This window comes from Testudinibacter sp. P27/CKL/0425, assembly GCF_052931395.1.
In genome coordinates, this window is sequence record NZ_CM128801.1 from 688,559 (window position 1) to 713,230 (window position 24,672).

Consider the following 24,672-nt stretch of genomic DNA (forward strand, 5'->3'; position numbering starts at 1 on the left):
GAGAGAATAAGATGAAAGAATATCAATTAACCCTACAAGCGCAATGGCGACCGGAAGTGTTAGAGCGGATTTTGCGCGTGGTGCGCCACCGTGGTTTTCGGGTGTTGCAAATGCAGATGACATCCGCCGAAAGTGACATTCAGCTAGCCCTGGCTGTTGCCGGTGAACGTCCGATTGAAACATTGTGTAATCAATTAAGTAAGCTGTTTGATGTGATTCATGTGGAAGTACAATAGCAAAGTGCGGTTAGCCCGTATGTTGCGAGTGATGATTTAAGAAAATAGAGGAAAAATTATGCCTAAATTACGTTCAGCGACCAGCACCCAAGGTCGAAACATGGCAGGCGCACGCGCGTTGTGGCGTGCCACCGGTGTGAAAGATCAGGACTTCGGCAAGCCGATTATTGCGGTGGTCAACTCCTTCACCCAATTTGTACCGGGACACGTGCACCTGAAAGACATGGGACAGCTGGTTGCCAAGCAGATTGAACAAGCAGGCGGGATCGCCAAAGAGTTCAACACCATTGCGGTGGATGACGGGATTGCGATGGGGCACGGCGGAATGCTGTATTCGTTGCCGTCGCGCGAGCTGATCGCCGACTCGGTGGAATATATGGTGAATGCGCACTGCGCTGATGCAATGGTGTGCATTTCCAACTGTGACAAAATCACCCCGGGAATGTTGATGGCGGCATTGCGCTTGAATATTCCGGTGATTTTCGTTTCCGGCGGTCCGATGGAAGCCGGCAAAACCAAATTGTCGGATCAAATCATCAAACTGGATTTGGTCGATGCGATGGTGCAAAGTGCGGACAGCAACGTGTCTGATGCCGATGTTGATGCAATCGAACGCTCGGCTTGCCCGACTTGCGGCTCGTGTTCGGGAATGTTCACCGCCAACTCAATGAACTGCTTAACCGAAGCGTTAGGCTTGAGCCTGCCGGGCAATGGTTCTTGTTTGGCGACCCATGCGGATCGTAAACAGCTGTTCTTGCGTGCCGGTACGCAAATTATCGAGCTGTGCAAACGCTACTATGAACAAGATGATGACAGCGTGCTGCCCCGTTCGATTGCCAGCAAAGCGGCATTTGACAATGCGATGAGTTTAGATATTGCCATGGGCGGTTCGACCAACACCGTATTGCATTTATTAGCCGCGGCGCAAGAGGCGGAAGTGGATTTCAGCATGGCGGATATTGATCGTCTGTCTCGTGCCGTGCCGTGTTTGAGCAAGGTTGCGCCGAACACCAATAAATACCACATGGAAGACGTACACCGTGCCGGTGGCGTAATGGGAATTTTAGGCGAACTGGATCGTGCAGGCTTGTTGAATAATCAAACCCGTACCGTATTGGGCTATAGCATGTTAGAACAGCTGGAACGCTATGACATCATGCGCACCGATGATGAGCAAGTGCGGTCATTCTTCCGCGCAGGCCCGGCGGGAATCCGCACCACTGAAGCCTTTTCACAAGATTGCCGTTGGGAAACCTTAGACGACGACCGCACTTCAGGCTGCATTCGCAACAAAGCCAATGCCTACAGCCAAGACGGTGGGCTGGCAATGTTGTCGGGCAACTTGGCGGAGAACGGCTGTATTGTCAAAACTGCCGGTGTTGACGAAAGCATTCTCAAATTTAGTGGCAAGGCGATTGTGTTTGAAAACCAAGATGACGCAGTAGCGGCAATTTTGGGCGGCAAAGTACAAGCCGGACACGTAGTGGTGATTCGTTATGAAGGGCCGAAAGGTGGGCCGGGCATGCAAGAGATGCTGTATCCGACCAGCTATCTGAAATCAATGGGCTTAGGCAAAGCCTGTGCGTTGCTGACTGACGGACGTTTTTCCGGCGGTACATCGGGCCTGTCTATCGGGCACTGTTCGCCTGAAGCGGCAGCCGGTGGCATGATTGGCTTGGTGCAAGACGATGATCTGATTGAGATTGATATTCCAAACCGTTCAATCCAATTGGCTGTTGACGAAGCGGAACTGGCGGCACGCCGTCGCGCACAAGATGCGAAAGGCTGGAAACCGGCAAACCGTCAGCGTGAAGTCTCATTTGCATTAAAAGTGTACGGTCATTTTGCCACTTCCGCCGACAAAGGCGCGGTGCGTGATCGCAGCAAATTACAGGACTAAACCATGAGCCTTTCTGCACACTTATCGGCTCAACCGAGCGGAGGCGAGTACCTAAGAGCGGTACTCACCTCGAATATTTATGAGGTGGTTGAAGTCACGCCGCTACAAAAAATGGCAAAACTGTCGGAGCGTTTTGAGAATCAGATTTACATCAAGCGTGAAGATCGCCAGCCGGTCAACAGCTTTAAGATCCGTGGTGCTTATGCGATGATCGCCGGATTGAACGAACAGCAGAAAGCCGCAGGTGTGATTGCCGCTTCGGCGGGCAACCATGCGCAAGGCGTGGCGTTATCCGCCAAAAAATTGGGGCTGAAAGCCTTGATTGTGATGCCGCAAAACACGCCGAGTATCAAAGTCGATGCGGTGCGTGGCTTTGGTGGTGAGGTGCTGTTGTTTGGTGCAAACTTTGATGAAGCCAAAGCCAAAGCGATTGAATTGGCGCAAGCCAAAAACATGACCTTTATTCCGCCGTTTGATCACCCTGCGGTGATTGCCGGGCAAGGAACGTTGGCAATGGAGTTGATCCAACAGTCGCAGCATATCGATCGGATTTTTGTGCCGGTCGGTGGCGGCGGTTTGGCGGCTGGCGTGGCGGTGCTGATTAAGCAACTGATGCCTGATGTCAAAGTTATCGGGGTGGAATCAAAAGATTCCGCCTGCTTACAAGCCGCGTTGGCGGCGGGTGAGCCGGTTGATCTGGAGCGGGTCGGGCTGTTTGCCGACGGCGTGGCAGTGAAGCGCATCGGCGATGAAACCTTTCGCGTTTGCCAACAGTATTTAGACGATGTGATCACCGTTGACAGCGATGAAATTTGTGCTGCGGTGAAAGACATCTTTGAAAATGTGCGCGCGATCTCGGAGCCGTCTGGCGCACTGTCGTTAGCAGGATTGAAAAAATACGTCAAGTTGCACCAAATTCAAGGCGAAACTTTGGTAAATGTGCTGTCCGGCGCCAATTTAAATTTCCACAGCCTGCGTTATGTCTCCGAGCGCTGTGAAATCGGCGAAAAACATGAAGCCTTATTGGCGGTGACAATTCCTGAACAGAAAGGCAGCTTTCTGAAATTCTGTCATTTGCTAGGCGATCGTGCGGTGACGGAATTTAACTACCGTTATGCCGATAATCAGCGCGCTTGTGTGTTTGTCGGGGTGCGAATCAGTGGCGGCGAAGCGGAAAAACAGGACATTATCAGCCAACTGCAACATTCGGGCTACGACGTGCAAGATCTGTCGAATGACGACGTGGCGAAAACCCATATCCGCTATATGATCGGCGGGCGCAGTACGAGTTCACAGCGGGAAAAATTATACACCTTCGTATTCCCCGAACAAAAAGGCGCATTGGTGAAATTCCTGCAAACCCTCGGCACGCAATGGAATATCTCGCTGTTTCACTACCGCAACCACGGGGCGGATTACGGCGATATTTTATGTGCGTTCCAGTTGAGCGAATCGACCGAACAGGTGTTTCAGCACCATTTGCAAGCGCTGGGTTATGCCTATCAAGATGTCACCGATTTACCGTCTTATCAGTATTTTTTGAAATAACGACAGATGGTCGATCAGCAACCGGCTGCGGAGAAATCCCAGCCGGTTTTTTATTGGCATAATGTTTATTTTCCCGCTGTATTTTTATTTCCTTTTGTAATTAAATTTGATTTATTTATTCCAATTAATTATTATAAGTGCGGTTTTTAATATTAGAAGTTGAATTTATGATAATAATTAAGGAGATAACGCTTTGTTTTCATTATTAAAAAAACAGACCACGTTCAGTATGCCTGTGTTTATTCCAAGCTTTCTGTTTGTGGTCGCGATTGCGATTTTCTGTATCTTTTTCCCACAAGCGATGCAGCAAAATTTGGACGCGGCAAAAAACTTTGCCTTCGATCATTTCAGCTGGTTTTATATCTTATCGGTCAGTTTTTTTATCCTGTTTTTACTGCTGCTGTCGATGGGGCGACTGGGCGACATTCGTTTGGGCAGTGATGACGAGGAGCCGGAATACCCGTTTTTTTCCTGGATTGCAATGTTATTTGCCGCCGGAATGGGTGTCGGCTTGATGTATTTCGGCGTGGCGGAGCCGCTGATGCACTCGGTTTCGCCGATTGCGCAAGGCAATGCACAAAAAGATGCGATGCTTTACACCTTCTACCATTGGGGCGTGCATCCGTGGGCAATCTACGGCACGATTGCGTTGGCATTGGCGTATTTTGGTTTCCGCTACCGTTTGCCGCTGTCGATTCGTTCGGCGTTTTATCCGCTGCTACGAGATAAAATCCACGGTGTTTACGGACATATTATTGATACACTGGCGCTAGTGGCGACTTTGTTCGGGATCATCACCACCTTGGGCTACGGCGCGTCGCAGTTGAACGCCGGTTTACAGGCGATGGGGATTGTGGAACAGAATAATTTCACCACTAATGCGTTGGTGATTTTAGTGGTGGTCAACATTGCGGTGCTGTCGGCAATTTCCGGCGTGGGTAAAGGCGTGCGCCGCTTAAGTGAGATTAACCTCGGACTGGCATTGATTTTCATGCTGTTTATTCTGCTGAGCGGCTCAACCCTTTTCCTATTGTCGGTGTTTTCGGAAAATATCGGTTACTACTTAAGTAATTTGGTGGAAATCAGTTTCCGCACCTTTAGTTATGAGCCGGAGCACGCCGGTTGGTTCAGCGGCTGGACGGTGCTGTATTGGGCGTGGTGGTTTTCGTGGGCGCCGTTTGTCGGGCTGTTTATCGCGCGAATTTCCCGTGGCAGAACCATTCGCGAATTTATCCTCGGGGTGTTGATTATTCCGTCGACCTTTAATTTACTGTGGTTTACCATTTTCGGCGACAGCGCGATTATGCAAAACATCGAATCGAACGGTGCGCTCAGTGCGCAGACCGGCGCGCCGGAAACTTTGTTATTCGCATTTTTACAATCGTTTCCTTTACCAACGGTCAGCGGGTTTTTAGCGCTGTTGATTTTATCGCTGTTTTTTATCACTTCGGCAGATTCGGGGATTTTCGTACTGAATAATATCGCCTCTAACGGCAAAACCAACGATATGCCTCGCTGGCAAAGTGTGTTGTGGGGCGCGATTATGATCGTGCTGGCGATCGGCTTGCTTAATTCAGGCGGACTGGCGGCGGTGCAGGCGATGACGCTGGTGGTGGCGCTACCGTTTGCAGTGATCACGGTCTTCTTGTGTTTTAGCTTGTTGCAGGGATTGCGCGCGGATAAAAGCTATTTCAACACCGGCTTAAATCAATCGACGGTTTTCTGGAACGGTGATAAATGGAAAAAACGGCTGGGGCAGATTTTAAAGCAGACTCAAGAAGAGGATATTCAGCAGTTTGTGAACCAAGTGGTGAAACCGGCGTTTTATCAGTTGCGCAACGAATTGGTGAATCAGCACAAGCTGCAAGTGCAAATTAATGAAACCCAACAGCCGCAGCGCAGTATTGAGCTGGTGATCCAGAAAGGTGCGATACGAGATTTTATTTACGGTGTAAGCATTCAACGTAAGGAAACCGCACTTTCACTGTTGGAAGAAGAGAGTCTGCCGAGCGTGCAGCATGAACAGGTGTTCGAGCCAATCACCTATTTCGGTGACGGGCGCATCGGCTACGACGTGCAATATATGTCGGCAGACGAATTGATCGCCGATATTCTGAAACAGTATCAACGCTATTTAGTGTTGCTAAGCAGTGAAGCGAATGAGCTGATGGTGCAGGCGCCGCTCGATCCGTCTTGATATTAGCGGCAAAGTGCGGTTTAGGTTAAGTAAAGCGGCAGGTGAACCTGCCGCTTTTTGTTGACGATTATTGCACTGCAAATGTATAAGTGCTGTACAGTTTTTTCTTCTGACACACTTTTTGATCCGGGAATTCCGCTTCGTGGCTGGTTTTTAGTTTCCAAGTGCCGGCGACTAACGGAATCAGGTTCATCATGCCTTTTTTGTCGGTTTTGCCGGAAAACGCTTGCGGCTCACGGTGATCCATCACTGCGTCCCAATCCAGTTTGGTCAAGCTGTCGCTGGTGCCGATAACGGTGGCGCCTTTCAGCGGTTCGCCATTATACAACACTTGCACCGGCACCACTTGCATCGCTTTGATTTGCGTCGGATCGACCAACGGCACGATCTCCAATTCTAAGCCGACCGGTTTTTGTGCAAACTCACTGACTTTGGCATCGCCCAGTTTGAAGTAAGTGGAAGCATACATACTGGATTGTTCGCAGTAGTGTGCGTCTTGCACTTCAGTCATATTCTGCATTTTCCAGCCTTCGTCATTTTTCGACCAGAAGGTCGGGTTGTAAGTGCCGGTGATTTTATATTCCCCGGCGCTCAACGGCTGCGGGCTGACATAGTGATAATTTTCGCCTTGCTGAGTTAAGGTTTCGGTTTTTTGCGGGCTGATTAACTGCAACGGATTTAAAATGTGCAGCCGTTTTTCTGAAATTTTTTCGCCTAACGGGAAGTTATCGCCATAGCCCAACACCGCTTTTAACGGCTTGCCGGCTTCGGCGTTTTCAGCATACGCCCAAAGATCGTGCGCTTGGCTTAATGAACTGGCAGACAGCGCGCAAAGTGCGGTCAACATTACTTTTTTCATGGTAAATATCCTCTTTCATCGTGAATGATATTATTTGATGATTCTCATTTACATGGCTGTAAATGAGAATTGATTGCGATACTAGCACAGTTTTATGACGGCACCATGACAATTTTAATAAAGAATTGTATAGACGGTTCGATTTGCGCTGAAGGTAAAACAGGCATAAGATACGCCATCCAATTTCGATTAAATTCGAGCAACAAGCCGAAGATCATCACTATGCAAGCAAAACAGACTTTTTGGATTATCAGTTGTTTAACCTGTCTGCCAACGATCGGCAATGCGGCAACAACGGAAACCGTCACTCCAAAACAAGTGCGGATGAATTTGCCTGACGAACAGATTGCCGTCGCACAACCCGAATTAGCACCGAAGACACAAGTGCGGTCCGAAGGCGCGCAGCAAGCGCAGTCGGTTTCGATGACCAAAGAACAGTTGCTGCAACACCCCGAATTAATCACCCGCGCACTGATTCCGGCGCTGATGCAAAACAATACCGAAGGCGTGCTATTGCTACTGCCGCTGTATCAACAACAACCGCAGCAAGATCCGTTTCTGTTGAAATGGGCAAGTGCGGTCGCAGCCCGTGAACAGAGGGATTACCGCACTTCACTGGCGTTATACCGACAGCTGTTTGCCGACAAACCGAGTTTTATTCCGGTGCGCTATCAAATGGCGCAAGTGCTGTTTTTAAATAACGATAATGAAGCGGCAAAAGATCAGTTTGAAAAGTTACGCAGCGAACAGCTGTCGCCAGCGTTTTTAGCGCATATCAATCAATATTTGAACGCGCTGAATAAACGCGACGCGTGGAATTTCTACAGCGGCTTGGGCTATTTGAACGAGCGCAATGTCAACAACGCGCCGAAAGCCGGCACAGAAGTCAACGGCTGGCGGGCGTGGCAGTTGGAGAAGGCGGAAGGGGTGAATTATAACGTGGGCGCAGATAAAAAATGGTCGTTGCAGGGCGGCTTTTTCGCCAAGTTGAGTGCGTCGGGTTACGGGCGTTATTATTGGGATAATAAAAAATATAACGAACTGAACACGCGGATCGACGCAGGCTTGGGCTACCAAACCGCACACAGCGAAATCAGTCTGATGCCGTTTAGCGAACGCCGTTGGTATGGCGGCGGTTCGTCGGGCAGCGATTCGTTAAAACGATTTTCACAAAATTCCGGCGTGCGGCTGGATCTCAGCCATTGGCTGACGCCGCGCTGGCAGATTTCGATCGCACTTGAATACGGCGAGCAGTGGTATGTGATTCGCAAGCATTTAAACGGCAATAGCTATTTGTGGTCGAACACCCTGCTATATATGCCGAGCGGCAACCAATATTGGTTTGTCGGCGCGGATTATCATCGTGATAATGCGCACGACAAAAGCGATGCCTACAGCCGAATCGGCGGACGGATTGGCTGGGGGCAAGAATGGGCTTGGGGCGTTTCCAGTCGGGTTGCACTCAATTATGCGCAGCGTCGCTATCATGCCAATGCCTCAGTTTTCAACATTCGCCAGAAAAACAAAGAGTACGGCGCGCAGTTGAGCCTGTGGCACCGCGATTTGCACTTGTTCGGCGTCACGCCGCGCGTTACTTGGGCGTATACTAAAATCGACAGCAATAATCCGTTCTATTCTTACGATAAAAATCGGGTTTATCTGGAAGTGAGTAAACGCTTTTAACCATTCCGCTGACCGCACTTGCAGCAATTATTTGCCGTTCGCCGATTTTGTGGCGCGCGTCATTCAGTTTTTGTTTTGCATCGGCGTGCCGAGTGCTAGAATAAGCACAATTTTTCTTAAAAAAACGAATAACAGGAATCATCATGCGTACATCACAGTATTTATTATCCACCTTAAAAGAGACTCCGAACAATGCCGAAGTGGTCAGCCACCAGTTGATGCTACGCGCCGGCATGATTCGCCCGTTGGCTTCGGGGCTGTATATCTGGACGCCGACCGGCTTAAAAGTGTTGCGCAAAGTGGAGAAAATCGTACGCGAAGAGATGGACAAGAGCGGTGCGTTGGAAGTGTCTATGCCGGTGGTGCAGCCAGGCGATTTGTGGGTCGAATCCGAGCGTTGGGAGCAATACGGCCCTGAGTTGTTGCGTTTCACCGATCGCGGCGATCGCCCTTTCGTGTTAGGGCCAACTCACGAAGAGGTGATCACCGATCTGGCACGTCGCGAGCTGACTTCATACAAACAGCTGCCGATCAATCTGTATCAAATTCAAACCAAATTCCGTGATGAAGTGCGCCCGCGTTTCGGCGTGATGCGCGCGCGTGAATTTTTAATGAAAGATGCTTATTCTTTCCATTTAACTCAAGAGAGTTTGCAACAGACCTATGATTTGATGTATCAAACCTACAGTAATATTTTCAACCGTTTAGGCTTGGATTTCCGTGCGGTGCAGGCGGACACCGGCTCAATCGGCGGCAGTGCCTCACATGAATTTCAAGTGCTGGCAGCAAGTGGTGAAGACGACATCGTCTTTTCCACCGCATCGGATTATGCGGCGAACATTGAACTTGCCGAAGCGGTGGCATTAGGCGAACGCACCGCGCCGAGCGAAGCGTTGCGTTTGGTGGATACACCGAACTGCAAAACCATTGCCGCGCTGGTGGAACAATTCGGCTTGCCGATTGAGAAAACCGTGAAAACCTTAATGGTGCACGCCACTGAAGAGAGTGGGCATCAACTGGTCGCGCTGATGGTGCGTGGCGATCACGAACTGAACGAAGTGAAAGCGGAAAAATTACCGTTGGTCGCAAGCCCGTTACAATTTGCAACCGAAGACGAAATTTGTGCCGTGATCGGCGCAGGGCCAGGGTCATTAGGGCCGCTGAATCTGCCGATTCCGGTGGTGGTGGATCGCACCGTGGCGAATATGAGCGATTTTGGTGCGGGCGCAAACGTCGACGACAAACACTATTTCGGCATCAACTGGGAACGTGATCTGCCGTTGCCTGAGGTTGCCGATCTGCGCAATGTGGTGGAGGGCGATCCAAGCCCGTGCGGTAACGGCATGCTGTTAATCAAACGCGGGATTGAAGTGGGGCATATTTTCCAACTGGGCGATAAATATTCGCAAGCAATGAATGCCACGGTGCAAGGCGAAGACGGACGCCCGCAAGTGATGACCATGGGCTGTTACGGTATCGGAGTTAGCCGTGTGGTGGCGGCAGCGGTTGAACAAAACCACGACGAGCGCGGCATTATTTGGCCGGCACAGATTGCGCCATTCCAAGTGGCGATTGTGCCGATGAATATGCACAAATCCGAAGCGGTGCAACAGTATGCCGAGCAGCTATACAGCACGTTGCAAGCACAGGGCGTGGACGTAATGTTTGATGATCGTAAAGAGCGTCCGGGCGTGATGTTTGCCGATATGGAACTGATCGGCGTGCCGCACATGGTGGTGATCGGTGAGAAAAACTTGTTGAACGGCGAAGTGGAATACAAAAACCGTGCCAGCGGCGAAAAACAGATGATCCCACAAGCGGAATTGTTGGCATTTTTGCAACAATGCTAAACCGTTAACAGCGTATTTCAAACTAAGCCGGATTCGTCCGGCTTTCTTTTTTGGCGACGGGCAATTGTAAATTCGCAGCGGATCCTTTGTTTTCTACGAAACTTCCTCTATGATGTGGGAGTTTGTTTTTTTATGTAAAGTTACCGTGCTAGGAATTAGAGACGATTAGTGATGAAAAAATTTCTGATGCTCCTGTTGTTGCTCAGCAGCGTGGCTCATGCCGATACATTAACGATCGGTAAGCGCATCGCCCCGTCAAGCTGGGATCCGATCGATAGCTATAACTTATTTTGGGGCGCGATCGCTTCAAATCTTTTTGACGGTTTAGTGCTGCGAACTGAAACGTTTGAGCTGAAACCGGGGTTGGCAACAAGTTGGCAGCCGTTGGATAACGGTCGGCGTTTTCGTTTTCAACTGCGACAAAATGTCCGTTTTCATAACGGCGAGCCGTTTAATGCGCATGCGGTGCAATTCACCTTTGAGCGCTTGCTGGATCCGAAAAACCAGCAGAATACGCTACAACGCGCGTTGTATGATTCGATTGAACGTGTCGAGGTGATCGATGACTATGCCGTCGATTTAGTGTTGAAGCGCTATGATCCTTCGTTGCTGGTAAAACTGTCCGGTTACGGCGGCATGATCGTGCCGCCGGAATATATTAAAAAACACGGCGAAACGCATTTTGATCGCAATCCGGTCGGCACCGGCCCGTTCAAATTTGTCAAACAGCAAGCGGATTCATTGCAGTTGGACGCTTATCCGGACTATTTTGCCGGCAGAGCGAAACTGGATTCGTTAGTGTTCCGCTTTATTGACGATGACGAACAGCGAGTGCGAGAGTTTTTGGAAGGGCGTTTGGATGTGCTGCATGATTTGCCGTTTGCCGCCGTGCCGCGGATTAAAAAGGCGGCAGGGAAAGATTTGGTTTCGGTGCCCGGTTTAACCGTGCAGACCCTGCAATTTAATCTGGATAAGAAAATCGTGCAGGACGTTCGAGTGCGGCAGGCGCTGAATATGGCAATTGATAAACAAGTGTTGATCAATATGCTGCTGAACGGCTACGGGCGCAGAGTCGCCGGGCTACAGACCGAAATGACGTTCGGCTACGATCCGCAGCTGATGATTTATACTTATAATCCGGAAAAGGCAAAAGCGCTATTACAACAAGCCGGCGTGCAGGCGGGCGAGAAAATCAGCATTAATTACCGCGCCAATAATCACAATATGTACGAAATCGCGCGTGCGATCGGTGTATTTTTCAAAGCGTTGGATCTCACACCTGAAATTAAGCCGATTGACGGTAAAAATTTGCGCGACGGCTTCCTGTCGTATGATAAGATCAACGAGTTGTTCCAATTTGGTTGGAACGGCTGGACAATGGATTTCGGCGACACCGCTTATTTGCTGTTCCATAGTGGGCAGAGTTGGAATCCGCAAATTGACGTTGCGCCGTTAGACGCGATGTTGGAAAAACAACGGATTTTGGACGATCCGCAACCGCGCCAGCATCTGCTGCAACAGATCGCACGCTTTATCCACGAACAAGCCTATTATATTCCACTGTTCAACGAGGACAGCATTTACGCGATTTCCGATAGCGTCAGTAATTTCGTTCCGGCGCCGGATCGGCGTATGCGTTATTTGAATACCGAAATTCACGATTAGACAAATTACCTCGAAAATCACGCCAAATCCTTTATAATGACCGCACTTTGAGCATTTTAGAGGATTTGGCGAGATGTCATGGCAGCAATTATTGTTTTCGTTTAACGGACGGTTAAACCGCAAAGGCTTTTGGCAGGGCTTCGGCATCTGCTTTGTCAGCTTGCTGTTGGCGGCGAATGTATTGCCAATCCGACAACTGTTTCAACACACCGCGACCGCACTTTTGGCTTCCGCATTTTTGTTGCTGGTGGCGTGGTGCGCGCTGGCGGTGGTGGTGAAACGCTTACATGATCGCGGACGCAGCGGCGGCGCGGCGCTGATTCTGATTTTTCCGATCTTGTGTTATGTTATTGCCGACTACAGTGAAGGCATCATGGCGTGGGCGCTTGGCAGTTTTTTGCCGCTGTTTTTTACGCTGTTATTGCTGCTGGATTGGGGCGTGTTTGTCGGTGAAGCCAACGTCAATCGCTACGGCGAACGGGGGCTTGCCTTGCGCCGGGCATCATAAGGAGAAACCGCATGAAAACTAAATTGATCGTATTCCCACCTTTGTTGTTGGCGACACTATGCTTGAGCGCGTGTAGCAGCTCGGAGCGCAGCTTGACGTTTTTTGAACCGCAAGGGGAAATGCGGCAGATGCGCTTTGCGCTGACGCCGGACGGCACACAAGCCCAAGTGACAATTTCCGGCTCTGAAGGCGAGCCGAACCGCACTTTGAGCCTGCAACAGCGCGACGGGCGGAAAATCATGCTGGCAATCAATCACCAAGATCAACCGCTGAATCAACATATTCGCCACGATATTCAAGATCTGCAATTTTATGAACTCGGACAGGGCGGTTTCGTCGATGCCTATCATCTGCAAGGTGAGGATCTGTGCCGCCGCTTCATGCGCAATCAAGTACTGAACGCCGAACATGCGCTGAGTTTTTATCAGCAAAACGCCCAAGGGCAAGCGCGAATGTTCGGGGTGGTTTCCCGTTTTTCGTTTAACTATAAAGAAGCGCCGCTGAAAATTCAGTCAAGCCGCAACATTCCGGAGCATTCGCAGGATTACCGCGAATTGGTGCAAGGCAGCGCGAAAAAAATTCACTCATTTTTAGCCAAAGTGGTTTGCCATCAACATTAACGGCAAATCGACTTTTATTGCAAATAAGGACAGAATATGTCGCAAATTCAATTGAATTACCATAAAACCCATTTTCTCACCAGTGCGCCGGACATTCGTCACCTGCCGGAAGATAGCGGCATCGAAATCGCGTTTGCCGGGCGTTCTAATGCAGGCAAATCGACCGCACTTAACAGTCTGACCAATCAAAAAAGCCTAGCGCGCACCTCGAAAACACCGGGGCGAACCCAGTTGATCAATCTGTTTGAAGTTGAACCGAGCTGTAAAATTGTCGACTTGCCGGGCTACGGCTATGCCGCAGTGCCGGAACAGATGAAAATCAAATGGCAACAGGCATTAGGCGAATATTTACAAAAACGCGAATGTTTGGGCGGGGTGGTGATTCTAATGGATATCCGCCACCCGCTGAAAGATTTGGATCAGCAGATGATCGAGTGGGCGGTGCTGTCGAAATTGCCAGTGCTGCTGTTGCTGACCAAAGCCGACAAACTCAGCCAAAGCGCGCGCAGCAAACAGGTTAAACTGGTGCGTGAAGCGATTCTGCCGTTTCAGGGCGATATTCAGGTCGAAGCCTTCTCCTCGTTAAACAAAATCGGCATCGATAAATTGGCGGCAAAACTCGACAGCTGGTTTACGCCGAATTTTGCATCGGAATAACCTTCATTTCCTCTCCTATCTTTAGGCGGTTGACAAGTTTCACCTTTTCTCATCCGCCGTTCTATATTTTATTTCAATTTAATATTTTTAATTGATAATAATTATTATTAATCTTTTAAAAGGTATATTTTTTTATGCTAAAATAATATCACTCCAAATAAATCGTTTTAGCTTTATGTTTAGGCATTTCATGCGTAGTAGCCGATTTATGAATTGACCGCCATAAAAGGAGTCGTGCTGATTTCTTTAAAGGGAATGATGTTCTGAGAATCTCAATGGCAGAGCATGGCGCACAAAAAGCGGGTAGCCCTTGTTAACCAGATGATGATCCATTGTTAACCAACCTTACTAGAGAGACGAGAAAATGAAAAAGTATCAATATAGTTTGATTTATAGCAGTATTATGGCGGTACTGTCGATGAACGCCTATGCGGAAGAAATATCAGTAGAAGAAATATTAACCGAAAATACCGCGGTTGAAACGCTGTTATCGGAAGAAAGTGCGGTGGTTGCGGAAAATACGTTGGAAGAAATTTTGGTCAGCAGTAGCTCTTTTAGTCAGGATATGGGTACACAAAAAATTAGCGAACAGGAGATAAAAAATCGCCCGTTAAAAGATGGAAATATTACTGAATTATTGAAAAATAACCCAAATATCCAATTTTCAAATACCGCCGATAAATCAACTGCAGCTGGTGAGATAGCACCGAATGAGGTATCGATTAACGGTGAAAAATACTATAACAATAACTATACGATTGACGGTTTATCCAATAATGATAATTTAAATCCTGCAGCGAATAATGCATTAACCAGTGGTGGTAATGATGTGGAAGGTTATAGTCCTACCGATTTACCTTCCGGCGGTACTCAATCTTTCTGGATTGATACCGGTTTATTAAAAAATGTGGAAGTGTTTGATAGTAATATTTCTGCAAAATACGGACGTTTTACCGGAGGCGTGATCAATGCCGAATTGATTGATCCGCGTTTAGACAAATCATCGGGTAAAATATTTTATCGCACGACGCGTGATTCTTGGGCGAGTTTTCATCTGCAAGAAGGCACCGAAGAATCTTACGATAAAGCGGAAAATTTAGGTAATCAACCACAATTTACCAAGCAACAGTACGGTGTTCAGATGAGCCAGCCGTTAAGTGATAAAGCCAGCCTTTTATTTTCCTATAACCGTTCCGAGTCCAAAATTCCGTATCATCATGCCTATTTAGATCAATGGGATACTCAACGTCGTATTAATGAAAGTTACTTATTAAAAGGAATTTACTTGCCGGATAACGGTGATTTATGGAAAGCCACGATTATGTATTCGCCGCACCGTTCGGAATATTTTAAGAAAAATATTAAAAATGGCGGATTTACCAATACCGGCGGTGGTTTCCAAGCCAGCTTGCAATGGGATACTCAGTTTGACTGGGGAAAAATATCGTCAACGGCGGCCTATAAAAAATCAGGTAATAAGGTCAAGCATGAAGAACAAAATTATTACAACTACAATAATACCAATGATATTTACGATTGGTGTTCCAATGCTGCTTGTACTTCATCTCAATTTGGTGGGTATGGTCAATTCAGTACTGAAAAAGAGAGCTTAACTTTTAAACAAGATATTACCTTTGACGCGTTTAACACTGCTGCTATCGAACATAATTTAAAGGCTGGCTGGGAGTATATTAGTGCCAGAGCAAAATATAAACGTGATAGTGATAGTTATTCTAATATTTATAATGCCGATGGTTATTTAAGGAGCTATACATTATATCCAGCGCGTGATGTTTCAGCGAATGATGATAACTATGCCGTGTATATTGAAGACAGCATGAAATGGAAAAATCTTAGTGCGAGTATCGGCTTGCGGTTTGATCGTAGCCAATTCTTAGGTAATAACAATGTAGCACCGCGTTTGTCGACGTCTTATGATGTTTTTGGTGATAATTCAACCCAATTATTTGGCGGGATTAACCGTTATTATTCTGGAAGTGTATTAACGTATAAATTGCGTAATTTAATTGGTAGCAGATCGACCTGTACCGATACCCGAGCTAGCGGCACTTATACTTGTAGCGCAGCAACAGGTACAAGTTATGACGTATCGGATCTGAAAACCCCGTATAGTGATGAGTATGTGTTAGGATTGTCACAAAAATTATACGATACCCGAGTAACGCTGAAATGGGTAAACCGCCATAGTAAAGATCAATTTGTTCGATCCGCTTCAACGATTCGAAATGCTGATGATGTAAGCACGTACTATATGACAAATTTAGGTCGTAGCAAAACAGACACTTTCACATTAAATATCGCACCGGAAAAGGCGTATCAATTTAAATATGCGACTATAAACTGGTCATTCGGCGCTCAAATTTCTGATTCGGAAAGCAATTATTCAACATATGCGGTTAGAGAAACCGGGTATGGTTATGATAAGGCGATTGTGAATGGCGCATTGAAAGATATTACTCAATTGCCTACAACTGATTATAATACTCCGTGGTCCGCATTTTTTACGTTAGATACGCATTTCCCTGATTTAAGATTGGATTGGTCACAACGTTTCAGTTATTCCGCCGGTTATAAGGGGTACACTACTTCTTCCGGATCTTGTCCAACAGATTACAGTGCGTGCGGTACTTATCAAGGGGATGTATTGGTTTATGACGAATATAAACAGGGCAGTTATTTTATGTGGGATTGGCATTTTGCTTACAGGCATCCTACATTTAAAGAGCAATTCTTAGAATTCACAGTCGATATCAATAATGTATTGAACCGCCGTGTAGTTGCAGCTTCCTCTTCTGGTTCCAGCACCTATAAAATGGGACGTAATGCCTGGTTAGGTGTCAGTTATAACTGGTAATCAGATTTATTTCTTGTCTGATACAAATAACCTCTCGTCCGTTCGGCGAGAGGGTTTTCTATTTTGAGAAACCTTAACATGCGATTTATATTTACTTTTTTACTTTTTCTCATTCCGCAAACTGTTTTGGCTGAAATCAGCCAACCTTTGTTTGGTAACTTACAGAACGGGCTTCGCTATACCTTGCTTCCTTTGCACGCGGAACCGAATCGTATTGAGATTCGAGTCAAGGTTTATGCTGGTGCTGTTGATGAAAACGATGATCAGGCCGGTGTTGCCCATATGGTTGAACATCTGGTTTTTCGCCAAACAGCAAAATTTCCGAACGTAATGAGTTTTTTACATGAAAATCAATGGGTGAGAGGGCGAAATTATAATGCCGTCACCACTAATGATAATACGACTTATATGTTCACCCCGCCTGACGGTAATCTGGAGCAAGGGTTGGAAGCACTATCGCAGATGTTATTGTATGCCAAATTAACCCAGCGTGATTTAGATGATGAACGAAAAATTATTTTTGAGGAATGGCGTGCCGGGCAAGGCGTTGGAGCAAGAATGGCACGTTTGCGGACTGACTCGGTACGTGCAGGTTCCCGTTATACGCGCACGCCGGTAATTGGTACACCGGAAAGCATCGAGCAGATGCCGGCAACGCAATTACAACAATTTTACCGCACTTGGTATTTGCCGAATAATATGCAGTTATTGATTGTTGGCGATTTTGAGCCACAACAGGCGGAACAGTTGATTAACCGTTATTTCGGTGCAGCGCAAAAACAACCACTGCTGGAACGGGATTATCTCGAGCCTGTACTCAGCGATAGATTGCGTATTACCCAATTACAAGATGCGCAAAGTGCGGTTAGTCAAATCGCTTATATTGTACGATTTGATGAAACGGAGATGCGCAGGCAAACCGATGCTGCCCGCTATCAACGCTTGATTGATCGTTTGGCTCTGGCAGCAGTTAACCAACGATTCAGAAATCAGGGCGAAGCTTTACCGGAAGGTGTTAAAACACTTGCGCTCAGAAAATCAGATATCGGTCAGCAAACGGTGGCGTTAGGTATTTTTAGCAACATAGATAAAAATAGTCATCGCTTAGGATTGGAACAAATTTTTAGTGAAATAGCACGGTTGCAGCATTATCCCATCACTGAGCAAGAATTAGATGTACAGAAAGAAAAATATCAGGAACAAATTAATAACGCCAAACAGCATAACAGCGATCGTGATTTTTCCGGTTGGATGCAGGCACTAGTCAGTACAGTGTTGATGGACAAGCCTTATTTACCTCAGCCGGAAATCGCCGTGCTATTCGAACCAATGTTGCACAAAATCAGTGCGGAAGAAGTCAATCGGCATATTCAAGCCTGGTTTGCGGCAAAGGATCGAATTGTGCAGTATCAAGCACCAAGATTGACTCAGATTGATCCGATTACTGCCGAACAGGTGACCGCACTTCAGCAAAAAGTGGATAGCAATAATATTGTGCCGCCACAACAAGAAAAAGTAATAGAGCCGATGTCATTAGAAGGCTTAAAACAACAAGGCAATATTGTCAATGAACAATTTTTTCCTGAGCAACGGGTTACCCATTGGATGCTTTCCAACGGTGATAAAGTGATATGGCTTAAAACGCCGTTAGCAGAAGATAAAACCCTGTTTCAAACGCGTAGTAGTGCCGGATTTAAAGCAGAAGGGTTAGGTGCTTGGCAAAGTCAGTTTGCCAGCCAGTTGATTATGCAAAATGCGCCGTTGGATTGGGATGTTGAACAACTCAATCGCTGGAAAACATTGAACAAAATCAACTTATCAGCCAAACAGACGGAAAATTATCTCAGTTTTTCCAGCCGTGTTAATAATGATCAACTGGCGGATATGTTGCGTCTTTTTTATGCCTACCAACAAGAAACCAAAGTAAAAGACGGCTTGGATGAAAGCAAAGAAGACGCATTCCGTGCGTTGGATATGGAACATGCCAAAAACGACGAGAAGTTACGGATGTCGGCAGTGACCCGATTGCGTTTCGGGGTCGACAGTGCGGATATATTGCCGACCAAAGATACATTGACGTCTTTATCAAATGAGGATTTGGATTTGGAATGGCAAAAAATGATGTCGGCCCCGACAACGTATTTTTTTGTTAATGATCTGAATGTGCAGGAGATGAGTCGACTGGTCACATCCTATTTGAGCGCAATTCCACGTGGAAAACCATTGGCTTCTTCTTGGTTGCTGCCGGCGGAAGGCAATCAGCGCAGCGCTTTTGCCATGAACATTGAACCGAAGAACGATGTCAAAATCTGGTATTTCAATCCCCATCAATGGCAAGGCAAAGATGCAGTGTTGGTTTCGTTTTTACAAAACATTGCAACTGAAAAGTTAAAACTGTCATTACGCGATCAACATTTAGGCATTTATAGTTTGAGATTTCAAGCTAAGCTCAACCCTGAAACTCATCGAATTGAAAGTGAATTAAGTTTTGTTGCTAATCCGGAGATGACTGATGAACTGATCGTCTTGGCGAATAATGTATTGAAAACGCTGCCGCAACAAATTAGCGAAGCCAATATTAAGCAGGCGAAAATCCAATTTTCAAAAGCCGAAAAAGAGCGGTTGAATAGTGTTGATACTTGGATGAATCGCCTGATTTTAAGTGAAACCCAATTTGGCAACCCTGATTATTTACGCGATATGCAGGATCTTGGTGCTGAAATTGAGCTGGATAAGCTCAAAGCAATGGCGAGCCAAATTTATAGCCAACAAAACCAAAAGATCTTTATCACCACTCAAAAACCTTAATGAATATAAGCTCGCTAACTATGTGTTGGTGAGCTTGCCTACTTGAGAGCAAAAAAATGAAGCAGTTTTTTATTCGCCTGTTTTCCCTTTGTAAACCATTTTGGGGAAAGAAAAGCCAGTGGCTTGCATGGGTCTTATTAATCGTGGTGGTTGGCATCGGCTCATTGATTGCCTGGCTAAATGTTCAAATTAATGAGTGGAGTAAAGTTTTTTACGACACGCTTACTGCATTGGATATTGATAAAATTTATTCCTTACTTACGGAATATTCTATTTATTTAGTGATTTTTATCGTTGTCAATGTTTACCGCACCTGGTTGCGAAAGTTATTGATTATCCGCTGGCGGGAAGCAATGACAGATCAATTTATCAAACAGTGGTTGGCTAATCAGGTTTTCTATAAGCTAGCCTACAAAAAGAAAATGGATAATCCTGATCAGCGTATTGCCGAGGATGTGCGTATTTTTATTGAATACAGCATTGAATTAACAGTTTCTTTTTTGTTTAACATGATCCAGCTTTATTCTTTTTTAGTGATCTTGTGGGGGCTGTCCGGCGCACCGACGTTTACCTTTTTTGGCTACAGCATTGTCGTAAAAGGCTATTTTAGTTTGGGTTGCTTTAATTTATTCTGTCTTGGGCACGATAATCACCCATTTAATTGGGAAAAAGTTACACATCTACAATTATCATCAACAAGTTTTCGAGGCAAATTTTCGTACCGACCTAATTCGTAAGCAAGATAATGCGGAACAAATAGTTCTGTATAAAGGTGAAAATACGGAATATCAAACACTGAAAACAAAATTTCAGGATATTGTACATAACTGGCATTTATTAATGAATAGAGAGCGAAATCTAGGGTTTTTTACGGTCGGTTACGGACGTTTTGCCAATTTGCTTCCGGTCGTATTTTCAATTCCGCTCTTACTTGCCAAAATCATTACGTTTGGTGGTGTGATGCAGATACGCAGTGCTTTTGGGGTCGTTATTAATGCGTTCAGTTGGTTTATTTTTGCTTATTCGGTATTGCCCAAGTGGTCAGCGGCAATTTCGCGTTTAAGCCAGTTAAAACAAGAAATGGATGAATTGGAAATATCAGTTAAAACAATAATTGAGACAACCGAGCAAGCAGTAGAAACTAATGATTTGACAGTATTCACTCCTGAACACAGCCGCTTATTTGAGCATTTATCATTAACAATAGCGCCGAATAAATGGGTGCGATTACAAGGAAAAAGCGGTTTGGGAAAATCCACTTTGCTTCGGGTTTTGAGCGGAATTTGGGAGTATTATCAAGGGCAATACAAACAGACACGGCAAAAAACATTACTAATACCCCAACGTAGCTATTTGTATTACGATACGTTGGCAAATGTGTTGAGTTATCCTGATATTCAACGACAGAATTAAACCAGGCACTACAAGCGGTTGGATTGGCGGAATGGAGCGATCGCTTAGATGAAATTCGTCCATGGCAAACGATATTTTCAGGCGGCGAGCGGCAGCGAATCGCTTTCGCTCGAGTGTTATTAAATAAACCGGAATTATTGTATTTAGATGAAGCGACTTCAAGTTTAGACTTAGACTCGGCACAATCTTTAATGCAGTTAGTCAAAGAGCGATTGCCAAATATCGGTGTTATTTATATTTCCCACCAGCCGGCATTAAATCATTTTGCGGATGAAGTGATTGATTTAAGTGCTTATGCGTCAGGGAATTAATTGAGCTTTTCTGCTCTAACTTTAACAGTGCGGTCTGAATATCAATTTTGGAATTCAGATCGCAAAAATTCCTCGCTGATCTTCCGTCTAAACCGCACTTTTCTATACTTTCATTTCAATTTAACTTGAAACGGAAGCGATATGTCATTAGCGATTGTTTATAGTCGTGCCTGCGTCGGCGTGCAAGCCCCGCTGGTCACCATTGAAGTTCACATGAGTCGCGGCAAACCGGGTTTAACGCTGGTCGGTTTGCCGGAAACCGCGGTGAAAGAGGCGCGTGATCGGGTGCGCAGTGCATTGTTGAATGCACGCTTTGACTACCCGATGTCGCGGATCACCATCAATCTTGCCCCAGCCGATCTGCCGAAAGAGGGCGGGCGTTATGATCTGGCGATTGCGTTGGGAATGCTGGCGGCATCGGGGCAGATTTCCAGCGAAAAACTGGGACAATACGAATTTTTAGGCGAACTGGCGCTCACCGGCGAATTGCGCGGCACGCAAGGCGTGATCCCAGCAGTTATTGAAGCCAAAAAAGCCAAGCGCAAGCTGATTATTGCCACAGAAAATGCTGAACAGGCCGGATTGCTAAGCGATCACGAAACCTACTTTGCCGACTCGTTACTGCAAATTGCGGCGTTTTTGCAAGATAAAGACGAATTGCCGCAGGCACAGTTGAGTGAATTTGCCCATCAGCATCATGAGGCGATTGAGCCGCGTTGTTTAACCGATATTATCGGGCAACAGCACGCTAAACGTGCGTTGACGATTGCCGCCGCCGGGCAACACAATCTGCTGTTTTTAGGGCCGCCCGGCACCGGAAAAACCATGCTCGCCAGCTGCTTGACCGCACTTTTGCCGGAAATGAACGATCAGGAAGCGATAGAAACCGCAGCGGTGGCGAGTTTGGTGCAGAACTGCCTGCACAGCCGAGATTGGCGACAGCGTCCGTTTCGTACTCCACATCACAGCGCCTCTTTGGCGGCGTTGGTCGGGGGTGGTTCGAACCCACGTCCGGGTGAAATCTCGTTGGCACACAATGGCGTGCTGTTTTTAGACGAGCTGCCGGAATTTGAGCGCAAGGTGCTTGATGCGTTGCGTGAGCCGTTGGAATCGGGCGAGATCATTATTTCGCGCGCCAATGCCAAAGTGTGGTTTCCGGCGAAATTTCAAATGATTGCCGCGATGAATCCGAGCCCGACGGGGCACTATCAAGGCGTGCACAACCGCACTTCGATTCAACAGGTGATGCGCTATCTTAACCGCTTATCCGGTCCGTTTTTAGATCGCTTTGATTTGTCGATTGAAGTGCCGCTGTTGCCGGCGGGCAGTTTGCAACAACATAGCGATCGCGGTGAAACCAGTGTCGAAGTGCGGTCGAAAGTGGTGGCGGTGCAGCAAATTCAGTTGGCGCGCAGCGGCGTGATTAATGCTCATCTCAGCGGTAAACGCTTGGAACAGCATTGCCGTTTACAAACAGAAGATGCCGCATTTCTAGAAAATGCACTGCTGAAATTAGGCTTATCGGTGCGCGCCTATCATCGAATTTTAAAAGTGTCACGCACGATTGCGGATTTAGAAGGAAGTGAAAATATCGAACGCCAACACCTGACCGAGGCATTGGGTTATCGCGCAATGGATCGGTTGTTGGCACGATTAGGCAATGAAAATTAAGCATAAAAAATGGTCAAGAGCAGCCGGTGAACCGCACTTTGTCAACGGAATCGGTTTAAATCTTCTTCATCTTGTCTAAAAAGCAATCGAACAACGAAAAATTGCGATTTTTTTGCAAAAAATACTTGTCAGGGAAATTTATATCCCTATAATACGCCTCACTTGTTTGCGTCGCCGACTTAGCTCAGTAGGTAGAGCAACTGACTTGTAATCAGTAGGTCACCAGTTCGATTCCGGTAGTCGGCACCATTAAACAGGTATAGCGTGGAGGGATTCCCGAGCGGCCAAAGGGAGCAGACTGTAAATCTGCCGGCTCAGCCTTCGAAGGTTCGAATCCTTCTCCCTCCACCATTTTCAAATTCAAAAACCAAATGATTGGGGTAGATGAATAAGAACGCGGGCATCGTATAATGGCTATTACCTCAGCCTTCCAAGCTGATGACGCGGGTTCGATTCCCGCTGCCCGCTCCAAGCGCTGATATAGCTCAGTTGGTAGAGCACACCCTTGGTAAGGGTGAGGTCGGCAGTTCGAATCTGCCTATCAGCACCACTCTTTTTCTCGTTACTTCCATCATTTTAGTTGAAATCAATTTCTACATTAGGTTAATGTGGTAACTGAACCATCGATAACCGTGTTTGTTTAGAGGGACTAAAATGTCTAAAGAAAAATTTGAACGTACAAAACCGCACGTTAACGTGGGAACAATCGGCCACGTTGACCATGGTAAAACAACTTTAACCGCTGCAATCACAACCGTATTGGCAAAAACCTACGGCGGTGCTGCTCGTGCATTCGATCAAATCGATAACGCACCGGAAGAAAAAGCACGTGGTATCACCATCAACACTTCACACGTTGAATACGATACGCCAACTCGCCACTATGCGCACGTTGACTGCCCGGGACACGCCGACTATGTTAAAAACATGATCACCGGTGCGGCGCAAATGGACGGCGCTATCTTAGTTGTTGCGGCAACAGACGGCCCAATGCCACAAACTCGTGAACACATCCTGTTAGGTCGCCAAGTAGGCGTTCCATACATCATCGTATTCCTGAACAAATGTGACATGGTAGACGATGAAGAATTATTAGAATTGGTTGAAATGGAAGTGCGTGAACTTTTGTCTCAATACGATTTCCCGGGCGATGACACGCCAATCGTTCGTGGTTCTGCGCTGAAAGCGTTGGAAGGCGATGCAGAGTGGGAAGCAAAAATCATCGAATTGGCAGAGCACTTGGATACTTACATCCCAGAGCCGGAGCGTGCGATTGACCAACCGTTCTTGTTACCAATCGAAGACGTATTCTCAATTTCAGGCCGTGGTACCGTAGTTACCGGTCGTGTTGAGCGCGGTATCGTTCGTACCGGTGACGAAGTTGAAATCGTAGGTATCAAAGAAACCACTAAAACAACCGTAACGGGTGTTGAAATGTTCCGTAAACTGTTAGACGAAGGTCGTGCAGGTGAGAACATCGGTGCCTTGTTGCGTGGTACAAAACGTGAAGAAATCGAACGTGGTCAAGTCTTGGCGAAACCGGGTTCAATCACGCCGCACACTGACTTCGAATCAGAAGTGTACGTATTGTCTAAAGATGAAGGTGGCCGTCACACGCCATTCTTCAAAGGCTACCGTCCACAATTCTATTTCCGTACCACTGACGTAACCGGTACAATCGAGTTACCGGAAGGCGTGGAAATGGTAATGCCGGGCGACAACATCAAAATGGTTGTAAGCTTGATTCACCCAATCGCGATGGACCAAGGCTTACGCTTTGCGATTCGTGAAGGTGGCCGTACAGTAGGTGCGGGCGTTGTTGCTAAAATCATCAAATAATTGATTTTAAAACAATAAATAAGAGGGTGAAC

15 protein-coding genes, 4 tRNA genes and 1 pseudogene are annotated in these 24,672 nt (G+C 46.8%); 19 read left to right on the top strand and 1 reads right to left on the bottom strand.

What is annotated here, in order from left to right; all coding sequences use genetic code 11:
* The first annotated feature begins 11 nt into the window (after window positions 1–11).
* The 4 genes from ilvM (at window position 12) to ACUHGC_RS03455 (ending at window position 5,881) form a co-directional block, all read left to right on the top strand.
* Window positions 12–236, top strand: a complete 225-nt coding sequence (gene ilvM, locus ACUHGC_RS03440; protein WP_446834276.1) for an acetolactate synthase 2 small subunit — start codon at window positions 12–14, stop codon at window positions 234–236.
* 58 nt (window positions 237–294) lie between these two features.
* Window positions 295–2,136 carry a dihydroxy-acid dehydratase gene (gene ilvD, locus ACUHGC_RS03445; RefSeq protein WP_446834277.1) on the top strand — a complete coding sequence of 614 codons (1,842 nt, stop codon included), beginning with the start codon at window positions 295–297 and terminating at the stop codon, window positions 2,134–2,136.
* Between the two features lie 3 nt (window positions 2,137–2,139).
* Window positions 2,140–3,684 (top strand): threonine ammonia-lyase, biosynthetic, encoded by a 1,545-nt coding sequence (gene ilvA, locus ACUHGC_RS03450; protein ID WP_446834278.1) that lies wholly within the window; start codon window positions 2,140–2,142, stop codon window positions 3,682–3,684.
* A 229-nt stretch (window positions 3,685–3,913) separates the two neighbouring features.
* The gene (locus ACUHGC_RS03455; protein ID WP_446834827.1) at window positions 3,914–5,881 is read left to right on the top strand and encodes a BCCT family transporter; all 1,968 of its coding nucleotides are present in this window, start codon (window positions 3,914–3,916) and stop codon (window positions 5,879–5,881) included.
* Between the two features lie 67 nt (window positions 5,882–5,948).
* On the opposite strand, the gene ACUHGC_RS03460 is transcribed toward ACUHGC_RS03455, so the two are convergent.
* The gene (locus tag ACUHGC_RS03460; RefSeq protein ID WP_446834279.1) at window positions 5,949–6,740 is read right to left on the bottom strand and encodes a DUF4198 domain-containing protein; all 792 of its coding nucleotides are present in this window, start codon (window positions 6,738–6,740) and stop codon (window positions 5,949–5,951) included.
* 222 nt (window positions 6,741–6,962) lie between these two features.
* Here ACUHGC_RS03460 and ACUHGC_RS03465 point away from each other — a divergent pair, with 222 nt between their 5' ends.
* The 15 genes and pseudogenes from ACUHGC_RS03465 (at window position 6,963) to tuf (ending at window position 24,640) form a co-directional block, all read left to right on the top strand.
* Complete coding sequence (locus ACUHGC_RS03465) at window positions 6,963–8,423, top strand: surface lipoprotein assembly modifier (RefSeq protein ID WP_446834280.1); 1,461 nt, start codon at window positions 6,963–6,965, stop codon at window positions 8,421–8,423.
* A gap of 143 nt (window positions 8,424–8,566) precedes the next feature.
* Window positions 8,567–10,273: a proline--tRNA ligase gene (proS, locus tag ACUHGC_RS03470; RefSeq protein WP_446834281.1), complete on the top strand. Its 1,707-nt coding sequence runs from the start codon at window positions 8,567–8,569 to the stop codon at window positions 10,271–10,273.
* A 171-nt stretch (window positions 10,274–10,444) separates the two neighbouring features.
* Complete coding sequence (locus ACUHGC_RS03475) at window positions 10,445–11,938, top strand: ABC transporter substrate-binding protein (protein WP_446834282.1); 1,494 nt, start codon at window positions 10,445–10,447, stop codon at window positions 11,936–11,938.
* 73 nt (window positions 11,939–12,011) lie between these two features.
* Window positions 12,012–12,446 carry a DUF805 domain-containing protein gene (locus ACUHGC_RS03480; protein ID WP_446834283.1) on the top strand — a complete coding sequence of 145 codons (435 nt, stop codon included), beginning with the start codon at window positions 12,012–12,014 and terminating at the stop codon, window positions 12,444–12,446.
* 11 nt (window positions 12,447–12,457) lie between these two features.
* On the top strand, window positions 12,458–13,066 hold the full coding sequence (locus ACUHGC_RS03485; protein WP_446834284.1) for a hypothetical protein: 609 nt from the start codon (window positions 12,458–12,460) through the stop codon (window positions 13,064–13,066).
* 36 nt (window positions 13,067–13,102) lie between these two features.
* Window positions 13,103–13,723, top strand: coding sequence for a ribosome biogenesis GTP-binding protein YihA/YsxC (gene yihA / locus ACUHGC_RS03490; protein ID WP_446834285.1), 621 nt, complete (start codon window positions 13,103–13,105; stop codon window positions 13,721–13,723).
* A 364-nt stretch (window positions 13,724–14,087) separates the two neighbouring features.
* Window positions 14,088–16,598: a TonB-dependent receptor plug domain-containing protein gene (locus ACUHGC_RS03495; RefSeq protein ID WP_446834286.1), complete on the top strand. Its 2,511-nt coding sequence runs from the start codon at window positions 14,088–14,090 to the stop codon at window positions 16,596–16,598.
* 78 nt (window positions 16,599–16,676) lie between these two features.
* Window positions 16,677–19,406: an insulinase family protein gene (locus tag ACUHGC_RS03500; RefSeq protein ID WP_446834287.1), complete on the top strand. Its 2,730-nt coding sequence runs from the start codon at window positions 16,677–16,679 to the stop codon at window positions 19,404–19,406.
* Between the two features lie 56 nt (window positions 19,407–19,462).
* Window positions 19,463–21,130 (top strand): annotated as a pseudogene (locus tag ACUHGC_RS03505) (ABC transporter ATP-binding protein/permease).
* 141 nt (window positions 21,131–21,271) lie between these two features.
* Entirely contained in the window at window positions 21,272–22,801 is a 1,530-nt protein-coding gene (locus tag ACUHGC_RS03510) for a YifB family Mg chelatase-like AAA ATPase (RefSeq protein WP_446834288.1), read from the top strand.
* Window positions 22,802–22,974: 173 nt separating this feature from the next.
* Window positions 22,975–23,050, top strand: a tRNA-Thr gene (locus ACUHGC_RS03515).
* A 17-nt stretch (window positions 23,051–23,067) separates the two neighbouring features.
* A tRNA-Tyr gene (locus ACUHGC_RS03520) sits at window positions 23,068–23,152 on the top strand.
* A 45-nt stretch (window positions 23,153–23,197) separates the two neighbouring features.
* A tRNA-Gly gene (locus ACUHGC_RS03525) sits at window positions 23,198–23,272 on the top strand.
* Window positions 23,273–23,275: 3 nt separating this feature from the next.
* Window positions 23,276–23,351, top strand: a tRNA-Thr gene (locus ACUHGC_RS03530).
* A 104-nt stretch (window positions 23,352–23,455) separates the two neighbouring features.
* Window positions 23,456–24,640 carry an elongation factor Tu gene (tuf, locus tag ACUHGC_RS03535; protein WP_446833822.1) on the top strand — a complete coding sequence of 395 codons (1,185 nt, stop codon included), beginning with the start codon at window positions 23,456–23,458 and terminating at the stop codon, window positions 24,638–24,640.
* Window positions 24,641–24,672: the final 32 nt, after the last annotated feature.

What these genes read in the sequence shown, in the direction of transcription:
- ilvM (WP_446834276.1), top strand. Translation starts at nt 12, where the DNA reads ATGAAAGAATATCAATTAACCCTACAAGCGCAATGGCGACCGGAAGTG.
- ilvD (WP_446834277.1), top strand. Translation starts at nt 295, where the DNA reads ATGCCTAAATTACGTTCAGCGACCAGCACCCAAGGTCGAAACATGGCA.
- ilvA (WP_446834278.1), top strand. Translation starts at nt 2,140, where the DNA reads ATGAGCCTTTCTGCACACTTATCGGCTCAACCGAGCGGAGGCGAGTAC.
- ACUHGC_RS03455 (WP_446834827.1), top strand. Translation starts at nt 3,914, where the DNA reads ATGCCTGTGTTTATTCCAAGCTTTCTGTTTGTGGTCGCGATTGCGATT.
- ACUHGC_RS03460 (WP_446834279.1), bottom strand. Translation starts at nt 6,740, where the DNA reads ATGAAAAAAGTAATGTTGACCGCACTTTGCGCGCTGTCTGCCAGTTCA.
- ACUHGC_RS03465 (WP_446834280.1), top strand. Translation starts at nt 6,963, where the DNA reads ATGCAAGCAAAACAGACTTTTTGGATTATCAGTTGTTTAACCTGTCTG.
- proS (WP_446834281.1), top strand. Translation starts at nt 8,567, where the DNA reads ATGCGTACATCACAGTATTTATTATCCACCTTAAAAGAGACTCCGAAC.
- ACUHGC_RS03475 (WP_446834282.1), top strand. Translation starts at nt 10,445, where the DNA reads ATGAAAAAATTTCTGATGCTCCTGTTGTTGCTCAGCAGCGTGGCTCAT.
- ACUHGC_RS03480 (WP_446834283.1), top strand. Translation starts at nt 12,012, where the DNA reads ATGTCATGGCAGCAATTATTGTTTTCGTTTAACGGACGGTTAAACCGC.
- ACUHGC_RS03485 (WP_446834284.1), top strand. Translation starts at nt 12,458, where the DNA reads ATGAAAACTAAATTGATCGTATTCCCACCTTTGTTGTTGGCGACACTA.
- yihA (WP_446834285.1), top strand. Translation starts at nt 13,103, where the DNA reads ATGTCGCAAATTCAATTGAATTACCATAAAACCCATTTTCTCACCAGT.
- ACUHGC_RS03495 (WP_446834286.1), top strand. Translation starts at nt 14,088, where the DNA reads ATGAAAAAGTATCAATATAGTTTGATTTATAGCAGTATTATGGCGGTA.
- ACUHGC_RS03500 (WP_446834287.1), top strand. Translation starts at nt 16,677, where the DNA reads ATGCGATTTATATTTACTTTTTTACTTTTTCTCATTCCGCAAACTGTT.
- ACUHGC_RS03510 (WP_446834288.1), top strand. Translation starts at nt 21,272, where the DNA reads ATGTCATTAGCGATTGTTTATAGTCGTGCCTGCGTCGGCGTGCAAGCC.
- tuf (WP_446833822.1), top strand. Translation starts at nt 23,456, where the DNA reads ATGTCTAAAGAAAAATTTGAACGTACAAAACCGCACGTTAACGTGGGA.